16 protein-coding genes are annotated in these 20,777 nt (G+C 73.1%); 7 read left to right on the top strand and 9 right to left on the bottom strand.

The window, feature by feature from the left end; translation table 11 throughout:
* Window positions 1-31: 31 nt before the first annotated feature.
* From ABZ873_RS12665 to ABZ873_RS12650, 4 genes are all read right to left on the bottom strand, one after another.
* A complete protein-coding gene (locus ABZ873_RS12665) occupies window positions 32-550 on the bottom strand; it encodes a hypothetical protein (protein ID WP_360869408.1) in 519 nt (172 codons plus the stop codon).
* Between the two features lie 624 nt (window positions 551-1,174).
* A complete protein-coding gene (locus ABZ873_RS12660; RefSeq protein WP_360869405.1) occupies window positions 1,175-1,798 on the bottom strand; it encodes a VTT domain-containing protein in 624 nt (207 codons plus the stop codon).
* A 187-nt stretch (window positions 1,799-1,985) separates the two neighbouring features.
* Window positions 1,986-3,641 carry an alkaline phosphatase D family protein gene (locus ABZ873_RS12655; protein ID WP_360869403.1) on the bottom strand — a complete coding sequence of 552 codons (1,656 nt, stop codon included), beginning with the start codon at window positions 3,639-3,641 and terminating at the stop codon, window positions 1,986-1,988.
* Between the two features lie 246 nt (window positions 3,642-3,887).
* Window positions 3,888-4,532, bottom strand: coding sequence for an HNH endonuclease family protein (locus ABZ873_RS12650; RefSeq protein ID WP_360869621.1), 645 nt, complete (start codon window positions 4,530-4,532; stop codon window positions 3,888-3,890).
* Window positions 4,533-5,108: 576 nt separating this feature from the next.
* On the opposite strand from ABZ873_RS12650, the gene ABZ873_RS12645 reads away from it, so the two are divergent.
* Together ABZ873_RS12645 and ABZ873_RS12640 are read left to right on the top strand one after the other, a co-directional pair.
* Window positions 5,109-5,690 (top strand): TMEM165/GDT1 family protein, encoded by a 582-nt coding sequence (locus ABZ873_RS12645; RefSeq protein WP_360869400.1) that lies wholly within the window; start codon window positions 5,109-5,111, stop codon window positions 5,688-5,690.
* 302 nt (window positions 5,691-5,992) lie between these two features.
* Window positions 5,993-6,514: a DinB family protein gene (locus tag ABZ873_RS12640; RefSeq protein ID WP_360869618.1), complete on the top strand. Its 522-nt coding sequence runs from the start codon at window positions 5,993-5,995 to the stop codon at window positions 6,512-6,514.
* Between the two features lie 1,105 nt (window positions 6,515-7,619).
* On the opposite strand, the gene ABZ873_RS12635 is transcribed toward ABZ873_RS12640, so the two are convergent.
* Complete coding sequence (locus ABZ873_RS12635) at window positions 7,620-8,300, bottom strand: HAD-IA family hydrolase (protein ID WP_360869398.1); 681 nt, start codon at window positions 8,298-8,300, stop codon at window positions 7,620-7,622.
* A 172-nt stretch (window positions 8,301-8,472) separates the two neighbouring features.
* Window positions 8,473-8,691 carry a peptidoglycan-binding domain-containing protein gene (locus tag ABZ873_RS12630; RefSeq protein WP_360869395.1) on the bottom strand — a complete coding sequence of 73 codons (219 nt, stop codon included), beginning with the start codon at window positions 8,689-8,691 and terminating at the stop codon, window positions 8,473-8,475.
* A 1,976-nt stretch (window positions 8,692-10,667) separates the two neighbouring features.
* Here ABZ873_RS12630 and ABZ873_RS12625 point away from each other — a divergent pair.
* Window positions 10,668-12,737, top strand: a complete 2,070-nt coding sequence (locus ABZ873_RS12625) for an MDR family MFS transporter (RefSeq protein ID WP_360869393.1) — start codon at window positions 10,668-10,670, stop codon at window positions 12,735-12,737.
* A gap of 203 nt (window positions 12,738-12,940) precedes the next feature.
* Entirely contained in the window at window positions 12,941-13,348 is a 408-nt protein-coding gene (locus ABZ873_RS12620; protein ID WP_360869391.1) for a nuclear transport factor 2 family protein, read from the top strand.
* A gap of 100 nt (window positions 13,349-13,448) precedes the next feature.
* On the opposite strand, the gene ABZ873_RS12615 is transcribed toward ABZ873_RS12620, so the two are convergent.
* Window positions 13,449-13,835: an antibiotic biosynthesis monooxygenase gene (locus ABZ873_RS12615; protein ID WP_360869388.1), complete on the bottom strand. Its 387-nt coding sequence runs from the start codon at window positions 13,833-13,835 to the stop codon at window positions 13,449-13,451.
* 299 nt (window positions 13,836-14,134) lie between these two features.
* Between ABZ873_RS12615 and ABZ873_RS12610 the strand changes: the two genes are divergently transcribed.
* The gene (locus ABZ873_RS12610; RefSeq protein ID WP_360869386.1) at window positions 14,135-16,189 is read left to right on the top strand and encodes a bifunctional glycosyltransferase 87/phosphatase PAP2 family protein; all 2,055 of its coding nucleotides are present in this window, start codon (window positions 14,135-14,137) and stop codon (window positions 16,187-16,189) included.
* A 30-nt stretch (window positions 16,190-16,219) separates the two neighbouring features.
* Here the strand turns inward: ABZ873_RS12610 and ABZ873_RS12605 are convergent, their stop codons facing one another.
* On the bottom strand, window positions 16,220-17,158 hold the full coding sequence (locus ABZ873_RS12605; RefSeq protein WP_360869383.1) for a helix-turn-helix domain-containing protein: 939 nt from the start codon (window positions 17,156-17,158) through the stop codon (window positions 16,220-16,222).
* Between the two features lie 110 nt (window positions 17,159-17,268).
* On the opposite strand from ABZ873_RS12605, the gene ABZ873_RS12600 reads away from it, so the two are divergent.
* Window positions 17,269-17,844 carry a PaaI family thioesterase gene (locus ABZ873_RS12600; RefSeq protein WP_360869380.1) on the top strand — a complete coding sequence of 192 codons (576 nt, stop codon included), beginning with the start codon at window positions 17,269-17,271 and terminating at the stop codon, window positions 17,842-17,844.
* 172 nt (window positions 17,845-18,016) lie between these two features.
* On the opposite strand, the gene ABZ873_RS12595 is transcribed toward ABZ873_RS12600, so the two are convergent.
* The gene (locus ABZ873_RS12595) at window positions 18,017-19,261 is read right to left on the bottom strand and encodes a cytochrome P450 (protein ID WP_360869377.1); all 1,245 of its coding nucleotides are present in this window, start codon (window positions 19,259-19,261) and stop codon (window positions 18,017-18,019) included.
* Between the two features lie 240 nt (window positions 19,262-19,501).
* Between ABZ873_RS12595 and ABZ873_RS12590 the strand changes: the two genes are divergently transcribed.
* Window positions 19,502-20,671 carry a steroid 3-ketoacyl-CoA thiolase gene (locus tag ABZ873_RS12590; RefSeq protein ID WP_360869374.1) on the top strand — a complete coding sequence of 390 codons (1,170 nt, stop codon included), beginning with the start codon at window positions 19,502-19,504 and terminating at the stop codon, window positions 20,669-20,671.
* Window positions 20,672-20,777 lie beyond the last annotated feature (106 nt).

Below are 20,777 nucleotides of genomic sequence, written 5' to 3'. Positions count from 1 at the left end.
CGGTGCTCGGGCGTGCCTTGAGGGCGCGCCTTCAGATGGAGGCTCGGCGGCGGCGGATGGCCCATACGCCGCCGGCGAGGGCGCAGGCGGCGAGGGTGCCGCCGACGGCGGTTTCCACCGTGCTCATCGAGCCGACGCTGCCGCCCGTACCGCCGCGGGCCGCGCCGGGGGTGACCTGGAGGGAGACGGTGACGCGTTCGCCGCCGGGGCCGCCGCATTCGAAGGTGACGCGGTGGGTGCCGGGGTTGGCGTCGCGGTAGACGGTGGCGCTGCCGGAGAGGCCGGTGGTCTGGGCGTTGGCCGTCTCCAGCCGTACCTCGCCGAACGCGGTCGAGGTGACCCGGGCCGTCCGCGCGCCGCAGCCCTGCATGTTCAGCGCGACCCGGCCGCTGGGGGCGACGGTGCTCGGGGAGGCGGTGGCGGAGGAGGCGGCGTGGGCAACGCCGGTGGGCGCGGCGGCGACGAGGGCCGCGGCCGCGAGGGCCGCCAGGCGGCGCGGGACCGCGGAGCGGGTGGCGGCGGTGAGCGGGACGGGAAGCTTGGCGGGCATGGAGACTCCTCGGCTCCTCGGGACGGCGCGGCCGGGCCACGGATGTGACGCGGATTCGGTGACGCGCCGTGCTGTGGACGCTAGGAGCAGGCGCCCGGGGCGGCGATCGGGACCGGGTGAACGGGTGATCCGACTCCGCCGGCCGGGGGATACGGCGGCCAGCCTGGTGGCCTGGATGCCTGGACGTCTGGTCACCCGTTCGCCCGGCGGGCCGGGCCGTCGCGCGCCCGGTCCCGGATGTCCGGCGCCTGGCCTGGACGTCCCGGGTCCGCCCCGCCGGTGCGTGTACGCGCCCCCGCCCCAGTCGCCCCGTACCCGGCCGGGCCGCCCTGTGGCTGCCCGGCGGCCCCTTCCGTCCCGGCTGTTGGTTGCTGCCGGGTGCGTCAGCGGCTTCTGAGTGGCCTGGCCTTGGGACGTGGAGCTGCCTGCCTCGCGTGCCCGGGGCCGCACGGCGCCGCCGCGTTGTCGGGGCAATCGAGTACGGCTCGTACGCGCGAGCCCTTGCGGTGTACGGAACCGGGCACGCGGGCTCACCCGGCACGGTGCGGAAGAGGTGGCCTCGCCGTCTCTGGTACCGCGACCACTCCGGTCGGCTTCGGTGCCCCGGCTGGACCGAGGCCAGGGTCAGGCCGGAGAAGGGGTCGGGGGGCGGCGGAGGAGGTAGGCGGCGGCGGCGCCTGCGGCGAAGAGGGCTACGAGGGAGACGGCCGTGCCGAGCCACTGGGTGCCCAGCCACTGGGTGCCGAAGTAGCCCAGGGCCACGCTGTAGCCCGCCCAGGCCATGCCCGCCAGGACCGACCAGGGCAGGAACTCCGCGGCCTTGCGCTGGGTCTTGCCCGCGCCCAGGGAGACAACCGACCGGCCGGCCGGGGCGAAGCGGGCGATGACGACCAGGGCGCCGCCGCCGCGGGCCAGGGCGGTGCCGAGGCGGTCCTGGGCGCGGCTGAGGCGGCGGGAGCGGGCGATGGCGCGGTCCAGCCGGGCGTTGCCGCGCCGCGCGATGCGAAAGGCCGCCATGTCACCCAGTACCGACGCGGTGGTCGCGATCACCAGCAGCAGGAGGATGTCCGGCACCCGCTGCGGCACCGGTACCGGGCCCGCCGCGCCGGCAGCCGCCGCGGCTGCCGCGGCGGTGATCACGAGCACCCCGCTGGGCAGCACGGGCAGGAAGACGTCGAGCACGATGGACAGCGCCACGACGGCGTAGATCCATGGGCTCGCGGTCAGCGACCCCAGCGTCTCCAACAAAGCGGGACTCCCCAGTCCGGTTGACGTGCTGCGGCATGAAGCGCCGCGACGTCGCGGGGGAGCGGCAGGAGCGGCTGACAGCGACACAGCGTACGCCCGATGCCCTCACGCACGGTGTCCGGGTCGGCCGAACCGTCGGCTGCTCCCGCCCCGGTCGGCTGCCACTGAGCTCCCACTCAGCTTCCGGTCAGCTCTCGGTCAGTTCCCGGTCCAGCACCGTGACCAGCCGGGCCCGGGGGCGTCCCTTGTGCGCCTGGTCCAGGCGCAGCCGCGCCGTGCGTCCCGCCAGCGCCAGCGTCATCAGCTGGTTCCCGAACCACGGGCCGCCCGTACGCCGCCAGTTGACCGGCGGCCGGCCCGTCCGGCCGTGCAGCGAGAAGCCACGCCCCAGCCACCGTCCCGTCCGGGACCAGCCCAGCCGGAAGCCCCACTTCACCACGGTGTGGATGGAATTGTGGACCGGTGAGCAGGTCAGCTGGAATATCCGGGATGTGCTCGGTATTCGGGGTTCCGCGACGTAGGCGTGGTGCACGTCCCCGGACAGGACGCAGATGGTGGAGGGGGCCCGGGGGCCCGTCCCGACCTCCTCGATGAGGTCCGTCAGCGCCGCGAACGAGGCCGGGAACGCCGCCCAGTGCTCCAAGTCGCTGCGACGGCGCAGGTCCTCACCGATCCGGGCCCACCGCGGCCCCCGCTCCCCGCGGCACAGCGCGGCGTTCCACGTCTCCGCGTCATGGATCAGCGGCGGCATCAGCCAGGGCAGGGAGGACCCGATGAGGAGGTGGTCGAAGCCGCCGTGCCCGGCCAGGGCGTTCTCCCGCAGCCAGCGCTGCTCCTCCGGGTCGAGGATCGCCCGGCCGTCCTCGGCCAGTACCCGCGCCGCGCGGGTGTCCACCATCAGCAGCCTGGTCCGGCCGAAGTCCCGCCGGTAGCTCCAGCGCACCGAGGCCGGATCGGCATCCGCGGCTGAGGCGAAGGCCCGTAGCGCGTCGGTGCCGTCCGGGGTGGCGCGTACCTCCGCGTACAGTGCGTCGGCCGCCAGCTCCGCCGGTGAGAGGTTGCCCAGGTGCTGGTACACCCAGTACGACATCAGGCCGCTGAGGATCCGCTCGCGCCACCACGGCGTCGCCCGCATCTCCTCCAGCCAGGCGGCGCTGGTGTTCCAGTCGTCGATGACGTCGTGGTCGTCGAATATATGCAGGCTCGGCACGGTCGAGAGGAGCCAGCGGATCTCCGGGTCGAGCCACGACTCGTCATAGAGCCGGGTGTACTCCTCGTAGTCCGCGACCTGGGCGCCCGGCGCCTCCCGTAGATCCCGTCGGGCCGCGAGCCACGCCCTGGTCTCCCGCGACAGCGCGTCCGCGTACACCTGGTCGCCGAGGAGGAGCAGCAGATCCGGGCGCTCCGCCTCGGGGTCGGCGGCGAGCCGGGCCGCGAGGGTGTCCAGGGCGTCCGCCCCGTGCGGCCCGCGCCGCCCGGCCGGGGGCGCCGCCTGACGGCAGGAGCCGAAGGTGACGCGCAGCCCGGGAGCGGGCCGGCCGGGGCCCTCCACGGTCGGCGTGGTGATCGTGGAGGGAGGGAAGGCGCTGTCCGCGGGCGGCCACACCTGCCGGCCCTCCAGCAGCACCTCGTACGCCGTGGTCGCGCCCGGCGTCAGGCCCGTGACCGGGACGACCGCGTAGTGGTGGCCGGCTATCTGGAAGGTGCGCGCGCTGCCGCCCGCCCCGTCCGCGCACCGCACCTCGGCCGTGCACGGGCGGTCGGTCTCGACCCATATCGTGGCCGCCCCGCCCGTGTCCCAGTCGACGTGGCGCAGCAGCGGCCCCAGGCGCAGTCCGGCCATGTGACTCCCCCTCCTCATGTCCCCTTCGATCACGGTACGACGGGGAGGGGGAGCCACGCCTCCCCCTCATGGGGGAAAGATCGGCCGGCTTGGACGGTGCTCGGTCCGGCGGTGGGTGCGGCGGGTGTTTCGGGAGGCGTTCAGGGGCGGTTTCCGGAGCCGTCTCGGAAGCCGTTCAGGGGCCGCTTCCGCAGGCGCCTCCGAAGCTGTTCGGCAACCGCTTCCGTAGCCGCTTCCGCTCTCGTCTCAGCAGCCGTTGAGGATGCCGACCAGGGCGTTCTTCTCGCCCGAGTCCATGCTCAGGCCCCAGTACTGCTTCACGTCGACCCACATGCGGGCGTAGGTGCAGCGGTAGGCGGTGCGCGGCGGCAGCCACTTGCCGGGGTCGAGGTCGCCCTTGGCCTGGTTGACGTTGTCGGTGACCGCGATGAGCTGGGGGCGGGTGCGGTCGTTGGCGAACTGCTGGCGCTTGCTGGTGGTCCAGGAGTTGGCGCCGGAGCGCCATGCCTCGGCGAGCGGGACGACGTGGTCTATGTCGAGGTCGGAGGCGGCGGTCCAGGTGGCGCCGTCGTACTCGGAGTACCAGCTTCCGCTCACCGCGGCACAGGAGGAGTCCTGGACGACGTTCACGCCGTCGCGCTTGAGGACGGTCTCGCGGGTGTTACAGGTGCCCGAGACGGTGCTCCAGTGGGGGAAGAGGTCGCGGCTGTAACCGCTGGTGGAGCCTTCCGTCCTCGGCGTGACGGTCGCCAGGTAGGCGCGGGCGGCCGAGGCGCTGATGGGGGCGGGCGGGGCGGCCTGGGCGGCGGGGGCGCTGACGAGGGAGGTGAGGGCGGCGAGGGCCGCCGCTGACGCGAGCACGCCAACTCGACGCGCGTAGACAGTGGTCATGAGTGCCATGAGGGGCTCCCTGGGTGCGGGGGGTGTGGCCGTGCGGCCCCGGCGGGGCGTGGCCATGCTGGCGGCGCCGGGTGTCGCAGGGATGGGCGCCAGGTGACAGCGTGGCGACATGGGCACGTCACATCAAGGCACTCAAGGGGCCTGATTTAAATGGAAGTTGAGGTTCCGGGGGTGGGGTGGGGGGTGGTGTGGTGCGGCTGCCGTGTGATTGCCGGGCGGTTCGGGGCGGTCTGCGGCTTTCGGGGGGCGGCGTAGCCGGGGCGCAGCGGGACCAATGACCCATTCCGGCCCGGCGCCGCCATCGCGTACGCTGTTCGGAGCAGAAGGGGAGTAGCTCTTCGCCGGACCGTCGACATACTGCTGGGTCACCCAGCCGGCGCCCGGAGGCAGGCCGCGTACCGCGGTCGGCCAGCGAGACCTTCGGCCGCAGTGTCCTGTCCCGGTGTGGGCGCGTTCCGTACGCGCATACGCCAAGCCAGGGCGCCGCCGAGCCGAAGCGACCCCTGACACATCCCAGGTCTCTCGGTACCGATGGCGTCCTGCCCGACCGATTGAGGTTCCTCCTCCGTGTTCAGCATCACCATCACGGCGATCGCCTTCGGCGTCGTCTTCCTCGCCGAACTCCCCGACAAGACGGCCCTCGCCGGCCTGATGCTCGGCACGCGCTACCGCGCCTCGTACGTCTTCGCGGGTGTCGCCGCCGCCTTCGCCGTGCACGTCGCGCTCGCCATCGCGGCGGGCAGCGTGCTGACGCTGCTGCCGCACCGGCTCGTGCAGGCGGTGGTGGGTGTCCTGTTCCTGCTGGGGGCGGCGATGCTGCTGTTGAAGAAGGACGGCGAGGAGGAGGAGGTCAAGCCGCCGGCGGACCAGTCCTTCTGGAAAGTCTCGGGGGCCGGCTTCATGCTGATCCTGGTGGCGGAGTTCGGTGACCTGACCCAGATCATGACCGCCAACCTCGCGGCGCGGTACGACGACCCGGTCTCGGTCGGCATCGGCGCGGTGCTGGCGCTGTGGGCGGTGGCGGGGATCGGCATCCTGGGCGGGCGCACGCTGATGAAGTACGTGCCGCTGCGGCTGATCACGAAGGTGGCGGCGGGGGTTATGGGGGCGCTGGCCGTGTTCTCGCTGTACGAGGCAATTGCGGGCTGAGGCGGAGGGCTGAGCCGCTGGCTGGGCGGGCGGTGCCGGAAGCGGGGCGCGGTGGGCGGTGGCGGAAATTCCGTTGCGGGTGCCGCGCCTTGTCGATCACGCTCGGGCGCGTGACCGACTCCGCTGACGCTGCCGCCCGCACCGTTTCTGCTGCTTCCGACGCGTCCGGCGCGTGCGCTGCGCCTGCCGAGGGTGAGTCCGCCGGTGCGGGCGTGGCGGCTGGGCCCAATGTGGCCAGCGTGCCCGCCGAACCCGGCGAAGGGGTCATGCCCGCCGAGGGGCGGGGGTTCGGCTGGTCGAACATGTTCGTCCACCCCGACGAGGACCCCCGTACCGACGGGGGATTCCGGGGCGAGCGGGACGTGCTCGTCGGCTACCTCAACGACCAGCGGCTGACCCTGGAGCTCAAGTGCGCGGGCCTCGACGCGGAGGCCCTGGCGCGGCGCTCGGTGGAGCCGTCCGACCTGTCGCTGCTGGGCCTCGTACGGCATCTGGCGGGAGTGGAGCAGTACTGGTTCCGGCAGGTCATGGCGGGCCAGAAGATACGCCGGCACTACCGCTCGGAGGCGGAACCGGCGGGCGAGTTCACGGGGGCATTCGCGGATCCGGCGCTGGTCGCGGACGCGTGGGCCACCTGGCGGGCGGAGGTCGCCTTCGCGGAGGAACTGGTCGCGCGGGCGCCGGGGGTGCACGTCACGGGTACGGGCGGGGACGAGCCGGTGGAGCTCCGGGAGGTCCTGGTCCACATGATCGAGGAATACGCCCGCCACAACGGCCACGCGGATCTCCTGCGGGAGCGGATCGACGGCCGGGTGGGGCAGTAGGGCGGCGCCCCGTGCGGGGTGGGTCCGCGCCGGGCGGGACGTGCCGACGGGCCGGAGCGTGCGGGCGCGGGGAGAGCCGTACGGGATCGGGCGCGCGGCTGGCTGCGGTGGTGGGCCCGTAGTTCCGCGCGGGTGAGCGTGCCCGTGGCCGGGATGACCGCCTGGGAGGCATGCGCTGAGAGGGCCGGAATCCCGAGCCGGGGCCTTGAGGCCCGTACGCGAAAGGTGCTCGCCGGGTGCGGCTGGTCGGCGGGCGTCCTGAGCGCGGGGGGAGCCGTGCGGGATCGGGGCGTGTCGGCTGGGTCCGGTGGTGGGCCTGGAGTTCCGCGCGGGTGAGCGTGCCCGTGGCTGGGATGACCGCCTGGGAGGCATGCGCTGAGAGGGCCGGGATCCCGCGCCGGGGTCTTGAGGCCCGTACGCGAAAGGTGGTCGCCGGGTGCGGCTGGTCGGCGGGCGGGCGTCCTGAGCTCAGGGGGGAGCCGTAGGGGATCGGGCGCGTCGGCTGGGTCCGGTGGTGGGACCGGAGTTGCGCGTGGGTGAGACCCCCACGCCGGAATCCGGCCCTCCCAGCGCATGCCTCCCCAGGCGGCCGCCCCCGCCACGGGCGGTTGGTGGGCGGGCGCCCTCAGCTCAGGGGAGGTCGCGAACGCGAGCCCGAAGGCGTCGTCGGCAGGCTGAGGCGCGCGCGGGCCCGTTGGGTGGAGGTCCATGTGTGAAGGTGCGCCTCGGGCGCGCGTTGGGCGGGCAGGAGTCCTGCACCCGTGGGGAGACCAGGTGCGAGACCGCAAGTCCGAAGGCATCGCCACGGGTGGGTTGCGACACGTGCGAGGGCCCGTAAGTGAAGGCGGGGGGCAGGGGTGCTGCGCCCGTGCGGAGACCAGATTGCGTCCCCGGAAGCGTTGCAGGCGGGCGTGGGCCAGTCCCTCGGGGGCCTTGCGAGAGGCAGTACGACGCTGGGCGCGACCCGCTTCACCAGGCCAGTCCCCGGGAGCCTTACGAGAGGGGCGCGCCGGGCTGCGCTGAGGCTTGTGCGGGAGGTGTGTGCTGGCGGGGGTGGGGAGGCTGGAGGGCCGCGCGCGTGGGTGCCGGACCGGGGGTGGGGTGGTTACGGGGTCGGGGGGAGCGTGAGGTGGATCGAGCCGTCGACGGGGGTGACCGTTAGGGCGGTCAGGTTCGGGATGTGGGCTGTGGGGGAGTGGGAGGCGGCGCGGGGGCCTACTCCTATGACGCGCATGCCTGCTGCCTGGCCTGCGGCTATGCCGGCGGCGGAGTCTTCGAAGACGATGCAGTCGGCCGGGTCCACGCCCAGGGCGGCGGCGCCCTTGAGGAAGCCTTCGGGGTCGGGCTTGCTGGCCTGGACGGATTCGGCCGTGATGCGTACCGCCGGGAGGGGGAGGGCGGCGGCGGTCATGCGGGCCGTGGCCAGGGCGGCGTCGGCAGAGGTGACCAGGGCGTGCGGGAGGCCGTCGAGGGCGGCCATGAAGGCGGGGGCGCCCTCGATGGGGATCACGCCGTCGGTGTCGGCGGTCTCGCGGGCGAGCATGACCGCGTTCTCGGCGTGGTTGATCTCCATCGGGCGGTCCGGGAGGAGGACGGCCATGGTGGCGTAGCCCTGGCGGCCGTGGACCACCTTGAGGGCTTCCTCGGGGTCCAGGCCGTGGGAGACGGCCCATTCGCGCCAGCAGCGTTCGACCACCGCGTCGGAGTTGACGATGGTGCCGTCCATGTCCAGGAGGAGGGCCTTGGCGGTGAGGACGAGGGGCGCGGTCGTGGTGCTGGCCGACATCGGGGGGCTCCAGACGGGCGGGAAAAGAGAACAAGTGGTTCCGCCCACCGGTCAGGGAGTGAAGGCGGAACCACTTTGTTCCTTCACGATACAAAACCGGGGGCGGTCTACGCCACCTGGGGGTGTGTGACCCCCGTCCCGTTTCTTTTGTGGGTGTCTTTTGTGGGTGCTGTCAGCCTTCCAGGGCTTTGCGGGTCAGCGGGCCGTAGTAGCCCCACTCCTTGCCGTCGATGCCGCGGTCGAACTGGAAGGTGGAGACCGCCCGCTCCACGCGCCAGTCGAACTGTCCGTTGAACTTTCCGCGGTACAGACCCTTGCCGGCGAGGAGGCGCTGGAGTTTTTCGACCTCCGGGCCTGTGTCCCCGTAGCGGAGTACGGGGGCCTGGGCCACCGGGGGCGGGGTGGGCGAGCGGGTGGCCGAAGCCGAGGGGGTGGGGGACGGGGAGGTGGTGGCTGAGCGGGAAGGGGTCGGTGAGGCGGAGGGGGAGGCGGACTTTGATGCGCTGGGGGAAGGGGAGGCCGAGGGTGAACGGGAGGGGGTGGCTGAGGGTGAGGTGGTGGTGGGGGCGGCTGGAGCGGGGGTTGTGGGGGTGGGAGGGGTGGGCTCCGCCAGGGCGGCTGTGGTTTCGGTGGAGTCGGGGAGCGCCCAGACGGCCACGGCTGTGCCGCTCAGGGCGACGGCTGCGGCGGCGCCGAGTAGGAGGGCCAGGGGGCGGCGGCGGGTGGAACGGCCGGATCGGGGATCCGCCGGCCCCCAGTTTTCGTCCCGCCCCCCGCCCTTTCCGTTGAGACCGCCGCTGGACGTGGAGCCCATGGCGGGGCCCACCCCGTGGTTCATTGCCGGGCCGGGCGGCGGGACTGCGCGGAGGCGCATGGTTTCGGCCGGGTGCGGGGGCGGCGTGGGCGCGGGCTGCCATGGGTCCTCCGGCCAGGGGCCGGTTGGTGGGCCGACGGGTATGCCGTAGGCCGGGGTGTCGTCATGGGGCGTTGCCGGGCCCGCGCCTGGGGCTGCTCCCGCGCTTGTGTGCGTTGCCGGGGCGTGGCTGGCTGCCGCTCCCGTGGTCATGCCGCCTGCGGCCGTACTCGGCCTTGCTGTGGGGTGACCCGCCGCCGCACCGGATCCCGGGGCGGGGTGGCCCGCCGCCGTGTGCGGGACCGGTGCTGCGCCTCGGCCCGTGGACGTGCCTGAGCCCTGGGGTGGCCCCTGCCATGCACCCGTAGCCGAGCCCGGCCTCGGAGCTGCGCTCCGCCCCGGCGCGGTGCCGTGGCTCGGCGCCGTGCTTGTGTCCCGGCCCGCCGCCGCGTGCTCGTTCGCGTGCGCGCCTGGGCTCGTTGCCGCGCCTCGTCTCGGCGCGGCGTCCTGGTTGGCCGCTGGACGCGGCGCTGCCGAAGCGCCTGTGCCCCGGTCCGGTCTCGGTGCCGAGCCCTGGCCCGTGGCCGCACCCGGCTTCGGGGTGCCGTGACCGGCCGCCGCGTCCCGCGCCGGTGCGCCCGCGTCCGTGCCCGCCGCCCTGCCCGACCCCGGCGCCGCGCTCGACCCCGTATTCGCGTCCCGCCCCGGCGCTGTGCCGTGGGCCGCCGCCGTGCTTGCGGCCCAGCCCGCCGCGGCGGTCGAGTCCGCATGCGGGCCGCGGCTCGTTGCCGAGCCCTGGCTCGTAGGCGCACTCGACGTTGGGGTGCTGTGGCCGGCTGCTGCGTTCCGGCCCGGTGCCGCACCCCCGGCCTGTCCCCGCCCAGCCGCAGCATCCATCGCCTCGCCCGACCACGGTCCGGGTGCCGCGCCCTGGCCCGGGGTTGCGGTCGGGCCCCGGTCCGGGCCGGCCGCAGCATCCGTTGCCGTGCTCGGCCACGGGCCCGGTGCTGTGCCGGTGCCCGGCTCTCCGCTCCTGGCTGCCGACACGTTCGACCCCGGGTTGGCGTGGCGCGCTGCCGCGTCCTGGCCCCGGCTCCGCCCAGCCCCGGCGTCCATTGCCGTGCCCGACCATGGCCCCGGTGGTGTGTCGTGGCTCGGGACGCCGCGTCGGGGTCCTGCCGTGCCCGTGTCGGGACTCGGTGCCGCAGTGCGGTCTGTCGCCGGGTCCGGCCGCGTGCCCTGGTCGCCCGCCCTTGGCTCCGGGTCCGGGGCCGAGGTGGGGAGGTTGAGGTAGGGGCGGATGCGGAGGGGGTTGAAGCCTACTGGGGGCTGGCAGTCGCAGGTTGCGGGGTTGGTGGCGCAATCTGGACAGTGCTCACCGGTCACTGGGCTCCCTCCCTGGGCTTGTTGCCTGCGATTATGCAGACCCGTTCGGGGGCGCCCAACCGCCCGAGAGGCCATAACCGGACACACCGCTCAGGATGGAAATGTTGATCCGGCCTGAGGAGGCGTCGATGGCTCAGGATGTGACCCCGGCGGGTGTGGATCCCGGTCGTGGCCCGCGGAAGGCCGGGCCCGGTGGGGAGCACAGCTCCCGGGAGGTGCTGGTCTCCATCGGCGCCCTGCTGCTGGGGCTGCTGATCGCGGCGCTCGACCAGACCATCGTCTCCACCGCCCTGCCGACCATCGTCAGCGAGCTCGGCGGGATGGCCCATCTGTCCTGGGTCGTCACCGCCTACATGCTCGCCTCCACCGCCGCCACGCCGCTGTGGGGCAAGCTCGGTGACCAGTACGGGCGGAAGAGGCTGTTTCAGTACGCCATCGTGCTTTTCCTGGTCGGGTCCGCCCTGTGCGGGGTGGCTCAGGACATGGCTCAGCTGATCGGTTTCCGGGCTCTGCAGGGGCTCGGGGGTGGTGGGCTGATCGTGCTGTCCATGGCGATCGTCGGGGACATCGTCCCGCCTCGGGAACGCGGCCGGTATCAGGGGCTCTTCGGTGCCGTTTTCGGGGCCACCAGTGTGCTCGGGCCGCTGCTGGGTGGGGTGTTCGTCGATAATTTGTCCTGGCGGTGGGTCTTTTACATCAATCTGCCCATCGGGCTTGTCGCGCTGGTTGTGATCGCTGCCGCGCTGCATATTCCGGCACGTCGCGCCAAGCACACCATTGACTACTTCGGGACGTTTGTCATCGCCTGTGTTGCCACCTGCCTCGTGCTGATTGCCTCCTTGGGCGGTACGTGGGGGTGGGGGTCGGCGCGGATTGTCGGGCTCGCCGTTGTCGGCGTTGTGCTGCTCGGTGTTTTTGTGATGGTGGAGCGTAAAGCCGTCGAACCGGTGTTGCCGCTGGGGCTGTTCCGGATTCGGACCTTCACGCTGTGTTCCGCGATCAGTTTTGTCGTCGGCTTCGCGATGTTCGGGGCGATGGTGTATCTGCCGACCTTCCTCCAGGTCGTCCAGGGCGTCTCGCCGACCATGTCCGGCGTGCACATGCTGCCGATGGTGATCGGCATGCTGATCTCCTCCACCGCCTCCGGCCAGATCGTCAGCCGCACCGGCCGCTGGAAGGTCTTCCCCATCGCCGGGACCGCCGTCACCGCCCTCGGGCTGCTTCTGCTGCACCAGCTGCACCGCACCAGCTCCACCTGGGAGATGAGCGTCTACTTCTTCGTCTTCGGTGCCGGGCTCGGTCTGGTCATGCAGGTGCTCGTGCTGGTGGTGCAGAACGCCGTCAGCTACGCAGACCTCGGCGTCGCCACCTCCGGGGCCACCTTCTTCCGCTCCATCGGCGCCTCCTTCGGCGTCGCGATCTTCGGGACGGTGTTCACCCGGAAACTCGACGGCTCGCTCTCGTCCTCCCTCGCCGGCGCCACCCTGCCGCCCGGCGTGAGCATCGCCGAGCTGGAGGCCGATCCCCGGGCCATCGGTGCGCTGCCCGCCGAGCTCCGTCCGCGGGTGCTCGACGCCTATGCCAGCTCTATCACCGACGTTTTCCTCTATGCCGTGCCCGTGGTTCTGGTGGCCTTCGTGATCGCCTGGTTCCTCAAGGAGGACAAGCTCCGCGCCTCCGTCACCGCGCCCGATGTGACCGAGACCCTGGCATCGAACCCCGTCCACCGCTCCTCGCACGAGGAGGTGGCCCGCGCGCTGTCGGTGCTCGGGACGCGGGAAGGACGTAGGCATGTGTACGAGAAGATCACCGCGAAGGCCGGCTACGACCTGCTGCCCGCCGCCAGCTGGCTGCTGCTGCGGATCAACAAATACGGCTCGGCGGAACCCGCGCTGCTCGCGGAGAGCGCCAAGGTGCCGATCAAGGTGATCACGGATGCCGCCCGTCAGGTCGAGGAGCGCGGTCTCGCCGTACGGGACGGCCTCGCGCTGCTGCTGACCGCGCGGGGGCGCCTGGCCGCCGCGAAGCTCGCCGCCGCCCGGCAGGACTCCCTGGCCGAACTGCTCGGGGACTGGTGGGGGCCGGACCGCCCGACCGATCTGTTCCAGCTCGTCCGCGAACTCAATACGGAGCTCTGCGGATCCGACAGCGAGGAGCCCTATGACGCCTCGCCCAAGCGGGATCACGCCGCCCCTTAGCGGCGGACGTCCCGTCCGTCCCGCGCCGGCCCCGCTGTTCATACGGTCCCGCGTGCTTGTGTGGTTGCCGTGAGTGATGTCCATGCGCTCAGTGTGGAGCGCGCGGGCGAGGTGCCGCGTGGAATATCCACAATGCCGGGCCGATGATAGGAAAACAGGAAAAGAAACAGGAGAACCGCTCACCCCGGAGGGTGTGAACCGCCATGGCAGAGCATCCGGACTGTGCCCTCATCCGCCGCGGCTACGAAGCCTTCGGCAAAGGCGACATGGAGACGCTGGGCACGCTCATGACGGCCGACGTGATCCACCACGTACCCGGCGGCCACCCCATGTCAGGCCACCACAAGGGCCGGGAACACGTCCTCGACCACTACCGCCGCCTCGCCGAGGAGACCGGCGGGACCCTGCGGCTGGACCTGGAATCGGTGCTCGCGGACGGCCGCGGCCATGTGATGACGCTCCACACGGCGCGCGCCGACCGCGGCGACCGCGGCATCGAGATCCGGCAGGGGCTCTTCATCACGGTCGTCGGACACAAGATCACCGACATCGACCAGTGCACCGCCGACATCGACGAGGAGGACACCTTCTGGGGCACCGCCCTCAGCTGAGCGACCACCCGCCGCCGCGCCCTCAGCTGAGCGACCACCCGCCGCCGCGCCCCCCCCGTCACCGCCCCGCCCCCGTCACCGCCCCGCCCCCCGCGCCGACTCAGGCGCCCGGCTCCTCCGCCTTCTTCGGCGCCGCCTGCTGCACGACCTCGAACGACCACACCGTGGACGCGGAGGCCGCTGGCTTCGGCCGCTCGCCGCCGCCGCCCGCACCACCCTCCCCGGCGCCGCCCGGACCGCCCTGTCCGCCCTGGTGAGCCGCCTTCATCGGCCCCTCCATCCACGCCTGGAAGTCCTCCTCCGAGCGCCACCGCGTGTACACCAGGTACTGGTCCGTGCCCTCCACCGGCCGCAGCAGCTCGAACCACTCGAAGCCGTCCGAGCTCTCCACCGCCCCGGCCCGGGAGGCGAACCGCCGCTCCAGGATCTCCCGCTGCTCGGCGGGAACCGTCAGTGCGTTGATCTTGACCACGCTCGGCACTTGCATCTCTCCTCACCCGCGGACCGGGCACTCCGTCCGCCCCGGCCTCGACCACGTTCAGTTCACGCAGTCTCCTACATCCCCCTGTCAACCCTCCGTCAAAGCGCCGGGAGGGCCGCCTTCCCGCACCCCCACCCGCACCCCCACCCGCGCCCCCATCCACACCCCCACCTGCACCCCCACCCACACCCCCTCCCGCACCCCCACCCCCCGCCCCCCACCCGGGATATCGTCATCCGCACAAGGGAGCGCGGCAGCCAGGCGTAGTCGGGGTTGCGGTCAACAGGGCGGGAGGCCGGCGAGGCGTGGCGGACGCGGCGGAGCACAGCGGTGTCAAGGGACATGCCGGGGTCATAGGCGGTGACGGCGACGGCGGCAGACTCGGCGCCGCGCGCCTCCTGCTGTGGGCGCTGGCCGGGGTCCTCGCCGTCAGACAGACCGCCGCCGCGCTGCGCGTGCCGCCCGGCGACTGGCTGAACGCCTTCCACCTGCCCGGCAGCCTCCCCGGCTCGCTCTACGACGCCGGCCAGTTCAGCGGGACCCCCTTCGCCGGGCTGGTCCTCAAGCCGCTCGTCGGCCTCGACGCCCCCTCGCTGGAGGTCGTCTGGACCTGCGTGACCCTGCTGTGCGTCGCCGCCATCGGGCTCGTCGCCGCCCGCGGGCTGCCCGATCCCGTCCCGCGCCGCACCGCGCTGCTCGCCGCGCCCGTCCTGACCGCCCTGATGATGGCCTCGCTGCCCGTCCGCGAGGCCGCCTCGCCCGGCCGGACCGGCGTCCTGCCCGTCCTGCTGGTGCTGCTCGCCGTCCTGCGCGTGCCCGGGGAGCGGCCCGCCGGCTTCCTCGTCGGCCTCGCCGCCGCGCTCCAGCCCGCCCTGCTGCTCTTCGCCCCGCTGCTCTGGCTCACCGGGCGCCGCACCACCGCCCGCAGCGCCGCCGTGAGCTTCGCCGGAGCCACCGCGCTGTCCTGGGCGGCCCTCCCGCGCGACTCCTGGACGTACTGGGTGCAGCACCTGGCCGGCACCGGCCTCGGCGGCGCCCCCGACGGCCTCGCCAACCAGTCCCTGCACGGCGCGCTGCTGCGCCTCGGCCTCACCGGGCCCGCCGAGATCCTGCTCTACGCCGCCCTCGCGGGCACCGTCGTCTGGTTCGGGCTGCGCCGCGCGGTCCGGTACGCGCGGGACGGCCAGCTGCTGCTCGCCGTCGCCGTCACCGGCTGCGTGGCCGTCGCCGTGTCCCCGACCGGCTGGCGCCACCAGCTGCTGTGGGTGCTGCTGGCCGTCGCGGGCCGGGTCGGCAAGCGGGCCGCCGACCGCCGGGTGTGGCCCGTGGCCGTGGTCCTCGCGATGAGCCTGCCGAGCAAGGTGCTGCTGCCGAACATGGCCGCGCTGGCCCCCGTACGGGACAACGTGCTGCTGCTGACCGCGCTGGCCGCGGCCTGCGCCGTACCGTTCCTGCCGCGCACCTCGCCGTACTGGCGCGATCCCGTCCCGACCGCGTACGGGCGGCCCGCCGCCGCCCGCTGGTCGCGCGTGCCGCTGCTGCCGTTCTGGCGGCGCGCGCTGTCCCGCCCGAACCTGCTGCTGGAACTGCTGCTGATACGGGTCGGCTACTCGCTCTACTCCCACATCCGCGCGGCCGCCCCCAGCAGCCGCGCGCTCGCCGAGGGCAACGGCGCGCAGATCCTCGCCGCCGAGCGGGCGCTCGGCATCGACATCGAGCACGCCGTGAACCACGCCGTGGTGAATACGCCCTGGCTGGAGGCGTTCTTCAACTTCTACTACACCTCCTTCCACTTCGTGGTGCCGCTGACGATCCTGGCCGTCCTGTACTGGCGGCGCCCCGCGGACTACCGCTGGGCGCGGGCCTCCCTCGGCCTGGCCACCGTCCTCGCCCTGACCGGCTTCTGGCTGTACCCGCTCGCGCCGCCGCGCCTGATGCCCGGTCTCGGCTTCGTGGACACCGTGCACGGGCCGCAGGACCTCGCGAACCCCTCGTACGGGGCCATGACCGCGATCTCCAACCAGTACGCGGCGATGCCCTCGCTGCATTTCGGCTGGTCGCTGTGGTGCGGGATCGTGATCGTGGTGCTGGCGCCGAAGGGCTGGCAGAAGCTGCTGGGCGCGCTGCACCCGCTGATCACCGTCTGCGCGATCGTGGCCACCGCCAACCACTGGGTGCTCGACGCGGTGGGCGGCGCGGCCGTGGTGACCGCCGGTTTCGGGCTGGTGCACGTCCTGTCCGGGCCGCGCGGGCTGCGGGTGAGCCTCCCGGCGCAGCAGCAGGGCGGGGAGGGGGCGGAGGGCGCGTCGAAGGCATCGGCACCCGCCGCCGCCGAACCCGTGGCCGGATCACGCCCGTAGGACGCCCCGTAGGACGCCCGTCAGCACGGGTCAGCCGTCGCGCCGCCGCCGCAGCAGGGTGCGCAGCGGGCCCGGGCTCTCGTACCCGACGCGCCGGGCCACCGCCGCCAGCGGCAGGTCCGTGGTGCGCAGCAGGTGCTCGGCCTGCTCCACCCGCAGGTCCTGGACCAGCCCGACGGGCGTACGGCCGAGGGTACGGGCCACCGCGCGCTGGAGGGTGCGCTCGCTGACGCCGAGCTCCCGGGCCGCCTCCGCGATGGGCGCGGGCTCCGCGAGCCGGGCCCGCGCCCACTGCTCGAACGCGGCGACGAGCGGGTCGTGGTGGGCGAGGGCGCTGGGGATGGCGTACGCCGCCTGGGAGGCCCGGTCGTCCACGATCAGGTAGCGCCGGACCAGGTCCGCGAGGGCGGGGCTGCGCCCGCCGACCACCGACAGGGCGAGGTCCAGGTGGCCGAAGGCGGCGCCGGCGGTGGTGATCCCGCCGGAGCTGACGACCATCCGGGTCTCCTCGACGGTCACCGCGCGGTAGCGGTCGCGGAAGAGCGGGGCCAGCCACCAGCTGGTGGTCGCCCGCAGCCCGTCCAGTACGCCGGACTCGGCCAGCAGGAACGTTCCCGTACAGGCGGTGGCGAGCGGGGTACGGCGCTCCCGGGCCTCGGTGAGGATCCGCCGGACGGGGCGGTACGCGTCCGAGGCCACGGCCTCGACCAGCAGCTCCGGGCGGCGCTCCATCAGGGCGGGCACCACGAGCAGGTCGGCGTCGCGGGCGGCGGTGACCGGTTCGGTGTCGATGCGGTGGCCGAGCCCGGTGCGGACGCGGCGGCGCACGCCGACGGTACGGATGTCGAAGGCGGGCGGCGCGGCCCCGGTGACGCGGCGGCGCAGGGCGTGGGCGGTGTGCAGGACGTCGAGGACGGCCGAGATGCCCGAGTCGAAGACGCCGTCGACGGCGAGTACGGCGACTTTCACGGCTCCACCGTAGCGGCCTCCGCGGCTGCGCCGGAAGTGTCGGAATCGATGCGCAGGCTGCCGGATCCGACACTCCCGCCGTGCTGTCCCGCGCGCCTAGGGTCGTGGGCATGACCACGTATGACATCGACGCTTCCGAAACCGGAGCTTCCGAAACCGGCGCCTCCGGGTCCGGCGCCTCCGGGCCCGGCGCCCCGCTGCGCAGCCGTACGCACACCTGGCAGCCCCGGCCCGAGACGACCCCGGACATCCTCGGCATGAGCGGGCTGGAGATCCTGCGGGCGAGCCTCAAGGGCGAGCTGCCGGGCGCGTCCATGGCCAGCACCCTGGGCTTCCGGCTCACCGACGCCGCCGAGGGCTTCGCCGCCTTCGAGGGAGATCCGGGCGACCATCTGCTCAACCCGATGGGCACGGTCCACGGCGGATTCCTGGCCACGCTGCTGGACTCGGCGCTCGGCTCGGCCGTGATGACCCTGCTCCCGGCGGGCACGAGCTACACCACCGTGCAGCTCGGCGTGCACATGATCCGGCCGGTGCTGGCCGACACCCCTGCCCTGCGCTGCGAGGGCACCGCCCTGCACGTGGGCCGGACCACCGCCACCGCCGAGGCGCGGGTCACGGGCACGCACGACGGGAAGCTGTACGCGCACGGGACGACCACCTGCGCGATCCTGCGCGCGCCCTGACCGGCGCCGCTCCCCGGAACAGCCCCCGGCTCCCCGCCCGGACCAGCCCCCCGGAACAACCCGCAGGCCGAAGGGGCGCCGGGGCGCACCTCGCCCCGGCGCCCCTTCGGCTGGATCGCCGCTGTCAGTAAGGATCACCCCGTTCGGGTGAGTCCGCCACTCGGACGGCGGATCAGCCGTGGCTGACCCGCAGTTCCTTGATCCCGTTGAGCCACGCCGCGCGCAGCCGCCGCGGTTCCTCGCCGGCGGACCGCAGGCCGGGCAGGGTGTCGGCGAGGGCGTTGAAGATCAGGTCGATCTCCATCACGGCCAGGGACTTGCCGAGGCAGAAGTGCGGGCCGCCGCCGCCGAAGCCCAGGTGGGGGTTGGGGTCGCGGGTGATGTCGAAGACGTCCGGGTTCGCGAAGACCTCGGGGTCGTGGTTGGCGGAGGAGTAGAACATGCCCACCCGGTCGCCCGCCTTGATCTTCTGGCCGCCCAGCTCGGTGTCCTGGGTGGCCGTGCGCTGGAAGGACACCACCGGCGTGGCCCAGCGGACGATCTCCTCCGCGGCGGTGGCGGGCCGCGTGGCCTTGTACAGCTCCCACTGCTCGGGATGGGTGAGGAAGGCGTGCATGCCGTGGCTGATGGCGTTGCGTGTGGTCTCGTTCCCGGCGACCGCCAGGAGCAGCACGAAGAAGCCGAACTCGTCGGAGCCCAGGTTGCCCTGGCCCTCGGCGGCCACGAGCTGGGTGACGATGTCCTGGGCCGGACACTCCTTGCGCTGCGCGGAGAGGTTCATGGCGTAGCCGATGAGCTCCATCGCGGCGTTGGAGCCGACCTCCGCCGTGATCGCGTACTCCGGGTCGTCGTAGGCGATCATCTTGTTCGACCAGTCGAAGATCTTGGACCGGTCCTTCTGCGGTACGCCGATCAGTTCGGCGATGGCTTGCAGCGGAAGCTCGCAGGCCACCTGGGTGACGAAGTCGAAGCTGCCGTCCGCCGCCGTGGCGGCCGCCTCCTCGACGATCCGCCGCGCGCGCTCGCGCAGGGCCGCCTCCAGTCCGCGGATGGCGCGCGGGGTGAAGCCGCGCTGCACGATCTGGCGGACGCGGCTGTGCTCCGGCGGGTCCATGTTGAGCATGATCAGCCGCTGGGCGTCGATGGCGTCGCGCTGGATGTGCTCGTTGAAGCGGATGATCGCGGTGTTGACGGTCGAGGAGAACAGCTCGGGGTGCGTGGAGACGTACTTGACGTCCGCGTGCCGGGTCACGGCCCAGTAGCCCTCGTCGTCGAAACCGGTCACGCCCCGGCGCTGCGGGCACCACCACACGGGCGCGGTCCGCCGCAGCCGCGCGAACTCCGGGTAGGGGATCCGCGCCTGGAGCAGGTCGGGGTCGGTGGCGTCGAAGCCGTCGGGGAGCGCGGGGCATGACATCGGGCGACTCCAGGGTCTGACGGACCATCAGAATTGGCTTGAAGGTAGTAACGAGTTCCACAAGTGACAAGGGTCGGCGCGCCAACTGTTGCGTGTGGAATCCGTGCAGGGCGCGTGCAAGACCCTTGCGTGCCAGGGGTCCAGGTCATAAGACTGCGAGGAGAACTAGAACGCGTACTAGTTCAGGGCGGGGCGCCGGGACGGCCCGCCACGCCGCGTTGTGCAGGAGAGGACGAGCTCATGGCCGCGGAACCCGTCATCGTCGAAGCCGTACGCACCCCCATCGGCAAGCGCGGGGGAGCCCTCGCCAATCTCCATCCCGCCTACCTGCTCGGCGAGACCTACCGCGAACTGCTGGCCCGTACCGGAATCCAGCCCGACTGCGTCGAGCAGATCGTCGGCGGCACCGTCACCCACGCAGGCGAGCAGTCGATGAACCCGGCGCGCACCGCCTGGCTCGCCATGGGCCTGCCCTACGAGACCGCCGCGACCACCGTGGACTGCCAGTGCGGCAGCTCCCAGCAGGCCAGCCATATGGCGGCCAATATGATCTCCGCCGGGGTCATGGACATCGGCATCGCCTGCGGGGTGGAGTCCATGAGCCGCGTCCCGCTGGGCTCGGGCTCCAAGCACGGCCCCGGCAAGCCCTTCCCGGACGAGTGGAACGTCGACCTCCCCAACCAGTTCGAGGCCGCCGAGCGGATCGCCCGCAGGCGGGGCCTGACCCGCGAGGACGTCGACCGGCTCGGGCTGCTCTCCCAGGAGCGGGCGAACGCCGCCTGGGCCGAGGAGCGCTTCAAGCGCGAGACCTTCGCCGTACAGGTGCCCACCACCGAGGAGGAGCAGGCCGCCGGGCAGGGCATGTGGCGGCTGGTCGACCGGGACGAGGGGCTGCGCGACACCAGCATGGAGGCCCTGGCCCGGCTCAAGCCCGTCATGCCCACCGCCGTGCACACCGCCGGGAACTCCTCGCAGATATCCGACGGGGCCGCCGCCGTGATGTGGGCCTCGCGCAAGATGGCGCGCGCCCTCAAGCTCCGGCCGCGCGCCCGGATCGTCGCCCAGACCCTCGTCGGCGCCGACCCCCACTTCCACCTGGACGGGCCGGTGGACGCGACCCGGGCGGTGCTCGGCAAGGCCGGGATGTCCCTCAAGGACATCGACCTCGTCGAGATCAACGAGGCGTTCGCGTCGGTCGTCCTGAGCTGGGCCCAGGTCTTCGGCCAGGACCTGGAGAAGGTCAACGTCAACGGCGGCGGCATCGCCCTCGGACACCCCGTCGGCGCCACCGGCGCCCGGCTGATCACCACCGCGCTGCACGAGCTGGAACGCCGCGACAAGGAGTTCGCGCTGATCACCATGTGCGCGGGCGGCGCGCAGGCCACCGGCACGATCATCCAGCGCCTCTGACCGCGCCCGCGCGCACACCCCCCGCGCGCAGGCGTTCGCGATCCCGTGGGATGGGGATGCGGAAGGCCCCGGTGGCCGGCCTGGGGGGGGGGGGCCCCCGGGCGGG

The sequence above is a fragment of the Streptomyces sp. NPDC047014 genome (assembly GCF_040644195.1).
In the GTDB taxonomy this organism is placed as follows: Bacteria; Actinomycetota; Actinomycetes; order Streptomycetales; family Streptomycetaceae; genus Streptomyces.
Note: the sequence above shows the minus strand (reverse complement) of the source record. Positions and strands in the feature narration are given on the sequence as shown.

What these genes read in the sequence shown, in the direction of transcription:
- ABZ873_RS12665 (WP_360869408.1), bottom strand. Translation starts at nt 550, where the DNA reads ATGCCCGCCAAGCTTCCCGTCCCGCTCACCGCCGCCACCCGCTCCGCG.
- ABZ873_RS12655 (WP_360869403.1), bottom strand. Translation starts at nt 3,641, where the DNA reads ATGGCCGGACTGCGCCTGGGGCCGCTGCTGCGCCACGTCGACTGGGAC.
- ABZ873_RS12650 (WP_360869621.1), bottom strand. Translation starts at nt 4,532, where the DNA reads ATGACCACTGTCTACGCGCGTCGAGTTGGCGTGCTCGCGTCAGCGGCG.
- ABZ873_RS12640 (WP_360869618.1), top strand. Translation starts at nt 5,993, where the DNA reads ATGTTCGTCCACCCCGACGAGGACCCCCGTACCGACGGGGGATTCCGG.
- ABZ873_RS12635 (WP_360869398.1), bottom strand. Translation starts at nt 8,300, where the DNA reads ATGTCGGCCAGCACCACGACCGCGCCCCTCGTCCTCACCGCCAAGGCC.
- ABZ873_RS12625 (WP_360869393.1), top strand. Translation starts at nt 10,668, where the DNA reads ATGGCTCAGGATGTGACCCCGGCGGGTGTGGATCCCGGTCGTGGCCCG.
- ABZ873_RS12620 (WP_360869391.1), top strand. Translation starts at nt 12,941, where the DNA reads ATGGCAGAGCATCCGGACTGTGCCCTCATCCGCCGCGGCTACGAAGCC.
- ABZ873_RS12615 (WP_360869388.1), bottom strand. Translation starts at nt 13,835, where the DNA reads ATGCAAGTGCCGAGCGTGGTCAAGATCAACGCACTGACGGTTCCCGCC.
- ABZ873_RS12600 (WP_360869380.1), top strand. Translation starts at nt 17,269, where the DNA reads ATGACCACGTATGACATCGACGCTTCCGAAACCGGAGCTTCCGAAACC.
- ABZ873_RS12595 (WP_360869377.1), bottom strand. Translation starts at nt 19,261, where the DNA reads ATGTCATGCCCCGCGCTCCCCGACGGCTTCGACGCCACCGACCCCGAC.
- ABZ873_RS12590 (WP_360869374.1), top strand. Translation starts at nt 19,502, where the DNA reads ATGGCCGCGGAACCCGTCATCGTCGAAGCCGTACGCACCCCCATCGGC.